The sequence below is a fragment of the Rhodococcus pseudokoreensis genome, assembly GCF_017068395.1.
Classification (GTDB): Bacteria; Actinomycetota; Actinomycetes; order Mycobacteriales; family Mycobacteriaceae; genus Rhodococcus_F; species Rhodococcus_F pseudokoreensis.
In genome coordinates this window covers 70,327-82,699 of the sequence record NZ_CP070614.1, presented here as the reverse complement: position 1 = coordinate 82,699, position 12,373 = coordinate 70,327, and the positions used below count along the sequence as shown (strand labels likewise).

At 68.6% G+C, this 12,373-nt stretch carries 10 protein-coding genes and 2 pseudogenes; 1 reads left to right on the top strand and 11 read right to left on the bottom strand.

Going from position 1 to position 12,373, the window contains the following annotated elements; genetic code table 11:
- Position 1: 1 nt before the first annotated feature.
- From JWS13_RS00355 to JWS13_RS00345, 3 genes and pseudogenes are all read right to left on the bottom strand, one after another.
- Entirely contained in the window at positions 2-1,225 is a 1,224-nt protein-coding gene (locus JWS13_RS00355; RefSeq protein ID WP_051055435.1) for a nitrate/nitrite transporter, read from the bottom strand.
- Between the two features lie 545 nt (positions 1,226-1,770).
- The gene (locus JWS13_RS00350) at positions 1,771-2,280 is read right to left on the bottom strand and encodes a DUF3052 family protein (RefSeq protein ID WP_169693811.1); all 510 of its coding nucleotides are present in this window, start codon (positions 2,278-2,280) and stop codon (positions 1,771-1,773) included.
- A gap of 302 nt (positions 2,281-2,582) precedes the next feature.
- A pseudogene (locus JWS13_RS00345) lies at positions 2,583-2,818 on the bottom strand (NADPH-dependent FMN reductase); the annotation flags it as partial.
- A 344-nt stretch (positions 2,819-3,162) separates the two neighbouring features.
- Between JWS13_RS00345 and JWS13_RS00340 the strand changes: the two are divergent.
- A complete protein-coding gene (locus tag JWS13_RS00340; RefSeq protein WP_005261724.1) occupies positions 3,163-3,606 on the top strand; it encodes a helicase associated domain-containing protein in 444 nt (147 codons plus the stop codon).
- A 384-nt stretch (positions 3,607-3,990) separates the two neighbouring features.
- Here JWS13_RS00340 and JWS13_RS00335 read toward each other — a convergent pair whose 3' ends face one another.
- From JWS13_RS00335 to JWS13_RS00305, 8 genes and pseudogenes are all read right to left on the bottom strand, one after another.
- Positions 3,991-4,344, bottom strand: a complete 354-nt coding sequence (locus JWS13_RS00335; RefSeq protein WP_005261723.1) for a hypothetical protein — start codon at positions 4,342-4,344, stop codon at positions 3,991-3,993.
- A 237-nt stretch (positions 4,345-4,581) separates the two neighbouring features.
- Positions 4,582-4,887: a hypothetical protein gene (locus JWS13_RS00330; protein ID WP_037205900.1), complete on the bottom strand. Its 306-nt coding sequence runs from the start codon at positions 4,885-4,887 to the stop codon at positions 4,582-4,584.
- Positions 4,888-4,931: 44 nt separating this feature from the next.
- Entirely contained in the window at positions 4,932-5,180 is a 249-nt protein-coding gene (locus tag JWS13_RS00325) for a type II toxin-antitoxin system RelE family toxin (RefSeq protein ID WP_037205898.1), read from the bottom strand.
- A 29-nt stretch (positions 5,181-5,209) separates the two neighbouring features.
- Complete coding sequence (locus JWS13_RS00320; RefSeq protein ID WP_005261720.1) at positions 5,210-5,500, bottom strand: type II toxin-antitoxin system Phd/YefM family antitoxin; 291 nt, start codon at positions 5,498-5,500, stop codon at positions 5,210-5,212.
- A gap of 326 nt (positions 5,501-5,826) precedes the next feature.
- Positions 5,827-7,737: an RNB domain-containing ribonuclease gene (locus tag JWS13_RS00315; RefSeq protein WP_005261719.1), complete on the bottom strand. Its 1,911-nt coding sequence runs from the start codon at positions 7,735-7,737 to the stop codon at positions 5,827-5,829.
- Between the two features lie 282 nt (positions 7,738-8,019).
- Positions 8,020-10,377 carry a helicase-associated domain-containing protein gene (locus JWS13_RS00310; protein ID WP_005261718.1) on the bottom strand — a complete coding sequence of 786 codons (2,358 nt, stop codon included), beginning with the start codon at positions 10,375-10,377 and terminating at the stop codon, positions 8,020-8,022.
- A gap of 258 nt (positions 10,378-10,635) precedes the next feature.
- Positions 10,636-10,820, bottom strand: a pseudogene (locus tag JWS13_RS46115) (type II toxin-antitoxin system PemK/MazF family toxin); the annotation flags it as partial.
- Between the two features lie 800 nt (positions 10,821-11,620).
- A complete protein-coding gene (locus JWS13_RS00305) occupies positions 11,621-11,938 on the bottom strand; it encodes a hypothetical protein (protein WP_005261717.1) in 318 nt (105 codons plus the stop codon).
- Between the last annotated feature and the right edge of the window lie 435 nt (positions 11,939-12,373).

The following is a 12,373-nucleotide window of genomic DNA, read 5'->3' as shown; positions in this document are numbered from 1 at the left end:
TTCAGTTCCGCTTGGCCGGGGCAGTGGAGTGCGCGGACTCGCGGGCCGGCAGCTTGTACGCGGTGTAGAGCAACGCCGCCAACGCGGTCAGCGCCAGCAGGCCGAGACCGACCGTGTAGTTGTTCTCCTCGGCGTTGTACGTCGCACCCATCACCAACGGCGGGAAATAACCCCCGAGCCCGCCTGCCGCGGCGACGATTCCCGTGACAGCACCCACGCTCTTGGCCGGAGAGCGACGTGCCACCCAGGCGAACACCCCGCCGGTTCCGACACCCAGGAACAGGGCCAACGAGATGAAGGTGGCCGCAGAGAGAACATCAGGTGGCGGCTGGAACGCAGCGACGATCGCCATGGCGGCAGTGCCGGCAAAGGAGAACAAGACCACGAACTTCGGCGGGACCCGATCCGAGAGCGCACCGCCAATCGGCCGGGCGACCACCGCCGCGACCGCGAACGCCGCCGTGCGGGTACCCGCATCCACCGCGGAGAAATGATAGATCGTCTTGATGTATGTAGGCAGGTAGTTGCTGAACGCCACGAATCCACCGAATACCACGGCGTACAGGAACGACATCTCCCACGTCACCCGCAATTTTGCCGCGCCTTTCAGTTTCGGCAAGACCGATTGCGTGTTCGGAGTGAAGTCCGGAGAATTGCGCATCACCAACACACAAACAATCGCGGTGATCGCGAGGGCGCCCGCAATGATTGCGTGGGTGGGGAACAGCCCGAACCAGCGGACGAACCTCGGGGTGAAGAACGCCGACAATGCGGTCCCCACCATGCCGGCACCGAAGACACCGGTTGCGAACCCCCTGCGTTCCGGCCTGAACCAACTGTTCACGAAAGGGATCCCCACGGCGAAGATCGTTCCAGCTATGCCGAGTACGAACCCGAAGGCGAGGAGGAGCACATACGAGTCGATCGCACCGGCGAAACCCACTGCCAGCACGGGAAACATCGAGCTGACCGAGATCGCAATGAACATGGTGCGTCCACCGAACCTGTCCGTGAGCGGCCCGATCACGACCCGCCCGAGCGCACCGACCAAGATCGGTGTCGCGACCAGAATCGATGCCTGAGCACTGCTCAGCGACAGTGCATCTGCATAGGTTGTGGACAGGGGGCCGATCAGGTTCCAAGCCCAGAAGTTGATAGCAGATACCCAGGTAGCCAGAATCAGGTTGAGACTACGTGCCGAGGAGCCGGTTACACCTACCCGCATACCCACATGACCCATATAACCCCATCCAATGGACCGGTGAGACGATTCAAGGTCAATCCCCTCCCCCGGAACTCGACGAAGGGACTGATCGAACCGTGATCGGGGCACTGTGCAACTGCGGGTACGTTGCCCTGACGTCACGCAGCCGGGAGCGACGCGATGTTCGCTGAGTCTCCGATCATGTTCACAGGCTGCGGTTTTCGAGTGGTGCGCCGGCCCAGGTGTTCCGTCGTTGAGCACTGCCGATACGCGGCCGTCGGCCGTTCCACCGATCTGATCACCAGCCACGAGGTCGGTGACGGCCCGTACCCCCAGGTCCCTACCGAGTTCTGGATGCTTGCGCAGAACGTTCTACTCGACCCGACCGAGTGAGGTGCTCGCCGGTCTACCCGGAGGTGGTGGGCTAGGGATGTGCGCAGTTGTCCTGACCGCACGCCCGAAACTCGGGGAGGTGCGCCTGCCCGAAGGGCGGGGTAATCGGCGTGCATGAGTTCGGACGTCCACGGCGGGCGTAGCCGTCAGGCACGGGCTGGCCGGGCACCTGATCACCCTGCTCGGCGACCGGGATGTGGCGCTGTCGGCGGAGCTGCCCCCGCTGGGGCAGGCCACCGAGCCGGCGCGGCGGGCACTGCGGGGATGTCGGCCAGGCAGTCAGGCGCACCCCGACCCGGCGCCGCAGCGGTCACCCCGTGGAAACCGATGTGGTCGGCCTCCTCGTCGATCTCCCCTGGTGGCACGTGCCCCGGCCGATCCCGTTTCGGGGTCAACAGCCAGAGGAACCGTCCCGCCGGCAGAATGGTCATCACACCGCGCAGGGCGCCGACGAGGTTCCCGTCTCCCGTCCGCCACCACAGCGGCACCACGTCGACCCGTCCGCGGTCATTCTCGCCGACCGGCCGGGTGCCGACGACCTCCGACGCGATCCGCCGGAACTCCTCGTCGACGTCGACACCCCCGCCGATCTCCTGCACCACCATCCCGAAGCCGAGGGACAGTTCCTGCGCATGACATGCTCGATCATCCCTACACCGGTCCCGGTTGTTCACCCCATTCACCCATCCAACTTTCCAACAGACGAAATAGTCGGGCGAGTGTGACGTGGGTCGTCAATCTCCGCACAGGCCGACACCTTTGAATATTCACAGATATAGATCGGCGACGGCACCGATCGCCTCCCAGTCCGTGGTGTGGGGGGTGGATGCGCCCGGGGTAGGCGGCGGCGAACGTGCGCGCCAGGGTCACGGTCAGACCGCCGACCCGGTCGCCCGGGTGTGGGGTCGAGTATCCAACTCGGATCGTCGAGACGCAGGACTTGAACCCCGCCTCCTATGAGGAGATCACCACCCGCGACTTCGCCCGGGAGGACGGTGAGCACCCGCTCGATGTGATCGCGGAACTCCCGCATGTTCCCCGCAGGAACTGCGCGGTCGGCTCGTCGGAGACCGCGCCGTCGGCGCCGTAGATCTCCGGATCGAACGTGATATACGCCTCCGGGGCCGTCATCTGCCGGGCGTTGGAAAAGCTCAGCACCGCGCGCAGACTCTGCTGCCCCACCGCCGTACCGATCGCGCCCGGGGAGGCGCCGATGACGGCCGGTCACGGGCCCGGTGGACGCGCCGAACACCCTCAAATCCCGGATTGCCCGCTCAAGATTGAAGAGCCGTGTTGTCGGGTTCGAGCCAGGTGATGGTCAGGTCGGCGCTCTGCTGGCCGGCGTCGTTGCGGGTGCTTGTAAACACGTTCCAGTTCCATGGCGCGGCAAGTTGTCGCCGCAGCGTCGGGCGATGAAAAGTTCAAGGGAATCGTTACGGTCTTCGGGCGAAAAGGCCGAGTTCAAGCACATTCCGGGAAACCATGTCGTATGCGGATCGCTGAGTGAGCGGATTGGGATCCGCAATCGGCGGCCCCCTCGTGACTCCGGTCGTACTGTGAATCCTATGTTGGAGTGGCCCATCGCCGACCGGTGGGAGGAGGGTGTCGGCCGACTCCTCGACTACGTCGACCACCACGGTCACGCCCGCGTCCCGCGGTCCTACACGATCGATGGCTACCGGCTCGGCAAATGGGTCAACAGGCAACGCAGCAGGCGCAGGGCCGGCACCCTGGACCCCGACCGCGAACGCCGGCTCCAGGACGTGCCCGGCTGGACATGGGCCGCCCGGGCCGACAAGTGGGAGGACGGTTTCGGCCGACTCCTCGACTACGTCGAACACCACGGTCACGCCCGCGTCCCGCGGTCCTACACGATCGATGGCTACCGGCTCGGCACATGGATCGACAGGCAACGCCGCCGGCGCATCGCCGGCACCGTGGACCCCGACTGCGAACGCCGGCTTGAAGAACTGCCCGGCTGGACATGGAAGGCATCGTCGTCGACCTAGAGGCCAGCGGCCGAAACACAGCCGCCGCCTACGCCGTACATGTGCACCACCGCCGTCCCGCCCGGCGTGGTGGGCACCCGCCCCGGGCCTCTCCTGGCCTCCGCCGATGCGATCGACGTCACCGTCCGCGTAGTCGGAGGACACGTCGGCAGCCCCGGTCGTTGGTGAGCAGAACTCGCCGCGCCGACGACCCGGCCGTGGTCGGCATCGGGCTCCTACTCTCTGGCACGGCCCGAAATCATTCCCGCCACCGCACGTTTGGAAGCGACGCTCCGCGCCCTCTCCCCAACCGGACGGGACGACATGCGACGGGCGCACCCATCTACGTGTCCGGGGTCACCACCCCCGGCCGCCGGGCGCAGCACACGCGCCCCGGCGGGCGCGCTACCGCGACGCGGAGACCAGCATCGGCTCACGCAGGTCGAAGTAGTCGACCTCGCCCATCAGCGGGCCCTCCTCCTCGAACAGCGAACGCAGGTCGTCGGGGACGGTGATCTTCTCGTGTGCGCGGGCCTCGGACTCGGTGGTGAAATACACCGCCTCGACGTATCCGCCGTCGCCGGCGGAGCCGAACGTGCCGCCGATAATCTCCGGCCGCACCCCGGGCAGCTTGTCGCCGGCCGCGATCATCAACTCCCGCAGCCGCTGCGCGTCGGTGGTGTGGCCCTCCATGATCTGCACGAACCCGGCATCGTCGGAGCCGCCGCCGAGCCAGGTGGTCGCGTCCGGGCAGTCCATGAAGGAGACCGGGCCGTCGAAGCACCGCTCCGTCTCGGCCCACCAGGCGCCCTGCTCGGGACGCTCACTGTTGCGGCGGGCCGCCTCCTCCGAGACGAACCGAACCAGCGCGATGTACTGGTCGAGGCCGTACGAGAATGGGAGCGAGCGGCGCCGACCACACTACGGCGGCAGGCCTTCACCGTCCCCGGCTCGCACCGATGCTCACGTCGACGCGCGGGGCACAGCGGACACGTACTACTCCCGGCGGCGAGGCGTGGCGCGTTCCCACCAGTCGATCGTCTCGCCGTCGGCGGCGAGTCTTTCCAGCGCACGCGCGGTGAACTCGATCTGGGCGCCGGAGCCGGACCAGCAGAACTTCCACAGTTCCTTCGCCGCGAGGTGATAGTGGTGCAGTGCCTCATCGACGGTGTACGCATCCACGTTGCCGGCCCGGAAGCGGTCGACTTCGGCTGCGACACACTCGATCAGCTCACCCAGCCGGGCCTCGTGATACGCGGCGACCAGCGCCCGATCGGCTCGCCGCTGCCCCCTGCTGCCCACGGTCACCGACAGTACCGATGCCGCGAGGCACCCACGACCCGAAGCTACGAGTGATAGGCATCGGCGCGGTGTGCGATCGCGGTGACCTCCACCATGCGGTTTCCGTCGTTGATCAGATACAGCACCCGGTACGTCCCCCGCCGCGCACTGTAGGCCGGCGCCAGCGGCGGATCCAGAGGTTTGCCCACCCGCCGCGGATTGTCCAGAAGTGGACCCGTGACGAACTCGTACACCGCGGTCGCGACCTTCTCCGGCACCGACGTCGCCAACGCCCGCGCCGCCGACCAGGCCATCACCAACCGATAGTGGTCACCGGCCTCGCTCACTCGCCGGACGAGAAAGCGCCGCGCATCAACCGCGCCAGCTCGGCGGCATCGACGACATCCCCACCCTCGACCTCGGCCCGGCCGGCGAGATGCGCCGCCAGCAGATCGGTATCCGACAACACCGCGATCGTCTCCCGCAACGCGTCGTAATCATCGGCACCGAGGAGGACCGCCGCACGGTGCCCGTTGCGGGTGATCTCGAACCGCTCGTGGGTGTGCTCGGCCTCGTCGACCAGCCGCGACAACTGCGCTCGGGCGTCGGCAACAGGAAGAGTCGTCATGTACATAATTACAGCCTAATTAGCGTGCCTACACCTTCCCGGTCACGATCGCGACGACAGAACACCCGGTCCGGGTTCAGAAGCGATGCGACTGTGCCCCCGAGTGTGCCGATCATTGCGTCACCGACTATGCCGACGCTGATCCCATCGTTCGTCGGCGCGGTGACGACGTCGTCGGCACGATGACGGCAACCACGTCGGTTGATTGCTGACGCTCGGCACGGTGACGGACGTGTCGGAACCCTCCCGCGCCGGGGCCGGCGTCGGTCCCGGCGCACCCGCACCGACCCAGGCCAGTGGCGGATGTCTTCAGCCGGCACAGTCGCGGCAGATCATCCGCCCGCCGGTATTCCTGGTCGCGCCGAAACGGTGTCGTCGAGCAGGGCATCGAGAAGGTCTGCTGCCGCAGCGGATTTCGCTGCGGTCTTCGTGTTCCCGCGGCCGGTGGCGGCGCAGCCGAGGTAGCGGACCTCGCAGGTGAACACCGGGGCATGGGGTGGGCCGTCGACGGTCTCCGCCCACCGCGGGGGTGGGTGCCCGTGGTGTTGGGCGTGGCTGAGCACCCAGGCGATCGGGTTCTTGCGGGCCCGCGCCCGCTTCTTCGCCGCCGCCTCCGATGCCTGCGGGGCGTGCGGCGGCGATACCGGGCGGTTCCTGCGCCCGGCCGCGACCTCGCCGGATTCGGTCGAGGGTGGCGCAGCGTCGCCCGGTGCGCCGGACCGTTCCGGGTCTGTCAGCGGGGATTCGGTGGCGGGGTGGCTCTCCCCCGCCGCGATCGCCCTGGTGAGGCCCCACGCTGCGTCCTGCTCGGCGCGTTTCTTACTGCCCGCGGTGGCCCACGGCCCGCACACCGCGCCGGCCCGCAGCCGGGCCGCGAACACCGGTGTGTGCGAGGGCCCCCGGTGATCGCCGTCGATCTCAGGTCTGGGCAAGTCGGGACGCGCCTGAAGCCACATCGACACCACACTCGGCCCGAACTCCGGATGCGACTGCGATGCCCAGTCGAAGACCTCGTCGCGGATCGGCGCCCACGCCTCCCCGGCTTCGAGCAAGGTCACGATGGTGGTCACCGTCACCTCGTCGGCCCGCATCCGGCGGTGCAGCTCGCCGACCACCTCATCGATCGGGTCCCGTGCCGCCGCGGCCGCCAGTACTTTCGCCCACCGCTTCGCGTCGAGCTGCTCGAGTTCGCCGGCGGCGACGACCTGCGCGGTCACCCGCCGGTCGCGGGCCTTGAAGTGCGCCGCCTTCTCGTCCCGGTCCGCGGCGATACGCCGGTTGATATCGGCGGCGAGGTTGCCGAGTTGCTCGCTCGTGTACGGGGCAGGCACGCCGTCGAGGTGGGCGAAGATCACCCGCTGGGTGATCAGGTCCGACACCCTGCGCAGCGGCGAGGTGGCGTGCGTGTACGCCGCCAACCGAAGCCCGTGATGGCCGTGCACCGTCGGGGCGTAGATGGCAGCACGATAGCTCGATTGCAGCCGGGAGCGGAGCTTGTCGAGCAGTACCGGGTCGGTCATCGCCACCGCCACCTCCGCCGCGAGGTCCTCCGTGCTGCCCGCGGTCAGCGCGCTGCGGTGGTTCCGGAACAGGATCGGAAGGTCCTCCCCCGCACACCACAGGGCGATCGCCTCGTTGGCGGCGATCATCAGCTCCTGCACGATCACGTACCCGACGGTGCGCTGCGCCGGCGGTATCGCGGCCAGGCCGCCCTCCTCGGTGCTGACCCAACCGTGGGTGAGGTCGTAGAGCGCGAAGGCACCGGAGCTGCGCCGGGCGGCCAGCAGCACCTGGGCGGCCCGGTGCGCCGCCCGCACCGCCTCGTGCAGCGGATCCGTCTCGGCGGCGAGGATGCGGGCGATCTCGGCGTGATCGGCCGGCACGCAGCGGCCCGCCGGCACCCACCCGCGGTCCACCACCACGTCGGAGATCGTGCCGTCCGCGGACAGGTCCGCGGACACCCGAAGCGTGGAGCGGTCCGCCTCCGGGGTCAGGGTCGCCGCCCGCTCGGTGCCGCGGCCGAGCATCGGCACCGTCCGGGTCGCCAGGTACCTCGATTCGCGGCGCAGGAACGCGGTCGCATCGGCATCCGAGCCGAGGGCCACCACGTCCGCGACCCCGGCGATGTGCACCTCCAGCCGCCACCGGGCACCGTCGGCGACCTCGGTGACCGCGAACGCGTCATCGCGGTCGAGAGCCTCGGTCCGATCCACCATCAACAACGGCCGATCACTCTCGGTCAACGCAGCACCTCACTTCATCCCCGCCACCGGCCCGGACTCCCGGGGGCCGACCATGCCCTTCCCTGTCTACCTGCCGCCACCGACTCGGGCGAGGAGGACACCCCGGTTTGGCCGAAACCCCTCCGTGCTGGCATTCGGGGGGCGGCGCGGCAGCGGGTACGGGTGGGAAAATCCGGTGCGAACGCCCCATCGACGAACCCGGTTGGCCGTGCGCGTTCATCATTTGTGTTGTCCGTGGGCTGTGTGGGGCGGCCCTGGCTTCTTCGACGAAAAGGGGTCCGCTCAGCGCGCGGCGGCGGGGTGTCCGGAAATCGCGAGGTGCGCCACCGGGAAGTCCTCGTACCGCTGCGTCGTGGTGCTCCAGGCGGTCAGTGTGTTCCCGTGCAGCCTGGCGCTGTGGACCAGGTGCGTGCGGCCGTCGTGGGTGAGGTGTGCGGGCTGACCGGCCACCAGTTCCCAGATCGCCTCGGGCTGGCCGCGCCCGCGCAGTGCGGCGAAGGACGGGAACTGTCCGGCGGGTTCGGACGGTGCGGCGGTGGCGGTGGCGGTGAGGTGGCGGGCATGCCGGTCGGGATCGGCGGCGGGGACCCCGATGGCGTCGAGGTCGGGGCGGTCGAGGTCGGCGGGGTCGGTGTTCGGCGGCGCCGAGATCAGCACACTGCCGTCCACCTCACGCACCACCGGCGCATAGCCGGCCGCGCGCAGCGCGGACAGCATGGTGTCGGGTCCGGTGCGGGAGGCCAGCACCGTCGGCGCCAGGGTGGCCAGTCCCAGCCTGCCGAGTTTCCGGTTGCCGACCAGCTCGCGCAGCAGCGTCGGGTCGTCGGCGACGACCGCGCACCCGAGTTCGATCACCCCCAGCTGCCCGTGGGTGCGGGCCACATCGCCGATCAGGTACTCCAACGCCTGCGGCAGGCCCGCCGCCGCGATCGACGCCAGCTCCCCGATCAGATCCGGGGCGGTGCTCCCCCGATCGAACGCGGCCCGGATGCTGGCGGGGGTGAACCGCCACGTCGTGGCCGCCCCGGAGGACTCCCGGTCGGCGACGCTGTCCAGCAGGCGCGACAGGTCGGTCGCCGGCGGGCCGAGGACCACCGCGGTGAGATCGGCACCGATCACCGCGGACGTGTGGGCGCCGGACAACAGCTCCGCCATGACCGAGGTGAGGGTGCCGGCGGGCAGGGCGCGGCCCAGCGCGGTGGCGGCGCCCAGCGCCAGCAGACCGAGCAGCTCGCCCTCACCGGCCGCCGCGGTCAGCGCGTCGCCGATAATGTCCTCCCCGATCAGCGGTGCCCGCCACCCCAGCAGACCGGCCAGTTCCTCGATGTCCGCCACACCCCGCCCGGGCGTCACCACCGTGGCGTACACGTCGATCAGTTCGTGACGCAGGTGCCGATACACGGCGCTCTCGCCCAGCTCGGCGCCCATACCCGCCTCCATCAGCACCGAACGGTCCGACCGCCACCAGCTCTCGATCAGGACGCGTCCCCGGGTCGCGGCGTCGGCGGCTCGCCACCCCGGCGCCGCCAGGCCGGGGATCAGGCCGGGCGAGGGCGGCGGCGGGCGCGTGCGTCCCCGACCCTTCGCCGGCGGCGGGGGTGGTGCCGGGGCGAGCACCCCGGTCGACCGGGCCAGCTCCACGGCGAGCCGCACCTCGTCGACCTCGACGTCCCAGGTCTTCGCGACGGTGCGCAGCGTCCGCACGCCCACCGCACCCGACTTGATCAACGGAATCGGGTCTGTCGCCGCCGTATCCACCAGCTCGGTGACCCGCTCGATCATCCGCAGCAGACGCGCGGCGGCCTCGGCGTCCACGTGCTCGGCCGGCACCGGATGATCCGCGAGCAGCGGCGGTTCCGGATGGAACGGCAGCCGCCACCCCGTCCCGCGCAGCGCCAGCGACACCTCCAACGGCATATACGCGGCGCCGTCGTAACTCGGCCACAGCACGCCGCGCGCGACCGCCCAGTCCCCGGGTTGCTCTCGCCCGCCCGCTCGGTGCGACCCGAAGTGTGGCGGGAAGTATTCGAGTGCGGCATCCTGCTCGGCGCAGGCGATCAGCAGCTCCCGCTCCCGCGGCGGCGCGCCGTCGACGAGGGTGCGCACCGCGGCAGGGTCGCGGAAGACGGCGGCGAGGCGATCGACCAGCACCGTCCTGGCACCGTCACCGCGCAGCTGCAGTGCCGCGGCCACCCCGCGCAGCACCGCAACGGCGGTCTCCTCGAGCAGCACCCGCACCGGCGGGCCCAGACCGACCCCCACCGGCGGGAACTGGGCGGGTGTGCTGATCTCGCCGCCGCCGGTGACCAGCGTCAGGGCGCGCTCATGCAGATCATCGAGGAATGGCTGGACCACCTCCGGGTCGCTGCCCAGCCACGTCGACACCCCGGCGGCGGTGACCGGAAGCCCCAGCTGCTCGACCAGGGTGAGGGCGCCGAGCACCTCGATGTGCGGGCGCGGCAGCCGCATGTAGGCGGCCGCGATCGACTCCCGCCCGCCCAGGCGGACCGCCAACTCCGCCAGGTCCGCGGGCCACGGCAACGACAACGCCCCCGGCCGCCGACGCAGAACCGCGGCAAGCCGCTCCTCGTCCAAGGACCCCAAATGGGTGAGCAACGCGTCGACGTCATGAACCGGCACCGGCCCGACACTAGCGGGTGCCCCACCCCGTCGGGGGCGGCAGGATCATCGACGGCAGAAGGCTACGGTCGAGCACCATCCGAACCGGATTTGCATACGGTGCGGACAGGTTGGCATGCATCCCGACGAGCGAATCGCCTCCCGATCACCCCCACCGGCTGCGAACAGGGCGCGAACCGTTCACCCTCGGTCACCACCACACCTCCTGGCAGTGGCCCGGAACCTGCCTGTGCGCCAGCGGTCCCACCACGGGAGTGGTCATTCCAGGTCGAACGCGGACCGGATCGCCTCGGACAGGGGCCGCCTCCTGCGACGGAAAGAAGAACCCGAGACCGCGCCCCAACGCCGACACCGGAATCGCGACGATGTTGTCGCAACTGACCACCGAATCGTGCTCAACCCGTTGGCCGGCCCACCGGCACCTCGGTCAACAGCCCCCGCACGATGTAGGAATCCAACCCAAGTGTCAATTACGCAACTCCGTGACCTGCGGTTTGACATGTTGGCTCAGCGCGCAAAATTCAAGAATCGGGCCGCGCTCAAGGGGTTCGGAGTCATCGTTGGACTCTTGACCTGCATCTTTGACACGCGGATGAAAATTTTGACACGCCAGTGACACGGTGATGAAAAGTTGACCCACTGCTGAATTCCTACACACGATGCCGGCGATCGGTGCGTACGCGGGCAGACCGGGTGTCTTTCACTTCAACAATTCCCCGAATTTCGTCCTGCTCCCCACCCCAGTGGGGAGCATTTTTCTCCCCTTCACCTGGCCTTTTCCTTGTGCTCCCCACGCTCCCCACTCAGTTGGCGCAAATCTCCCATACCGAGCCTGGTGCGACGCCGTGCCGCTGTCGGTTCTCGGCCGATTTGGCGCGTTTCTCACATAGGTGGCGCGGAGTTGGGGGCAGTTTCTCGCCTGGGTGGCGCATGATGCCTCGGTGCTGGTAGAGATTGCGCAGTTGAGCCGTGCCGATGACTCGAGTACCAGGCGGTGTTCGTCACCGGGTCCAGGGCGGAGCGTGTGGTGGCGAGTTCTCATCGAATGTGGCGAGGATGGCGAGCTACCCAGTTCCCCACGACTTCGAGTGAAGAAACGTTGACCAATGGACACACCCCCGTCCCAACCCACCGCCACACCACAGGAGCGTCCATGTTCAAGTTCTTCCGTCGCCGAGCCCAACCCGCCGTCACACCGACCGGCACTCGACCGCCCCGTATCGGCGGCCGTATGGAGACGACATCACCGGCCGATCTCAAACGCGCCACGCGGTTCGCGGCCGACTTCAAGGTCACGGGCCCGTTTGTCGAGCCGGACAGCGACGAGCACGAGCTGTGGAAGGCCGGCAAACTGGTGCCCCTCTACATCACCCATCTGCTCGATGCCGGCCGTCACGTCGGCCCCGGTGTCGATGCCGCCTGCCACGCGGAGGAACCCGCAGTCGACCGGTGGGAGGCGGGCAGCCAATATCCGAGTTGGGAACAGACCGTAGCCCTTGCCCGTCTGCTCGACGTGCCCGTCCGCGACCTGACTCACCCCGATGCCGGACCTTGTCACCATGAGTTCCGTCCCCGGCTCCGACTTCCGGGCCTTGCGATTCTGTCGTTCGAGCCGACCGCAGTCCAAGCATCCACACAGTCAGCAGGGGACGGCGCCGTTGTTTCCTGTGATGGGTGCGGTGATGCGAGAGCACCCGATCACAGGGACACCTGAACGACTCAACCATTCGTGCGCCACCAGCTACCAATAGCATCCACGCTGCGAACTGTGGTGATGACATGTCCGTACCTGAGCCAGGGCTCGCTCCACTCGAAGTGGCGGAACCGCAGGTCCACGTGATGCACCGCGCCGACGCGGTGCGTCGGTCCCCTCGGAAATCCGCAAGGAGTTGGTGAAGACATGACCGAGACATGTGGCGAACCGCAGCTCGTGGCAGGGCACCACCGCCAGATCCCTTGAGAACCGACAGCAGCCGGGAGGACGTCGCCGGCAAAA

Excerpts from the sequence above, each read along its gene's own strand:
- JWS13_RS00355 (WP_051055435.1), bottom strand. The coding sequence starts at position 1,225 with ATGCGGGTAGGTGTAACCGGCTCCTCGGCACGTAGTCTCAACCTGATT.
- JWS13_RS00340 (WP_005261724.1), top strand. The coding sequence starts at position 3,163 with ATGTTGGAGTGGCCCATCGCCGACCGGTGGGAGGAGGGTGTCGGCCGA.
- JWS13_RS00335 (WP_005261723.1), bottom strand. The coding sequence starts at position 4,344 with ATGGACTGCCCGGACGCGACCACCTGGCTCGGCGGCGGCTCCGACGAT.
- JWS13_RS00325 (WP_037205898.1), bottom strand. The coding sequence starts at position 5,180 with ATGGCCTGGTCGGCGGCGCGGGCGTTGGCGACGTCGGTGCCGGAGAAG.
- JWS13_RS00320 (WP_005261720.1), bottom strand. The coding sequence starts at position 5,500 with ATGTACATGACGACTCTTCCTGTTGCCGACGCCCGAGCGCAGTTGTCG.
- JWS13_RS00305 (WP_005261717.1), bottom strand. The coding sequence starts at position 11,938 with ATGGTGACAAGGTCCGGCATCGGGGTGAGTCAGGTCGCGGACGGGCAC.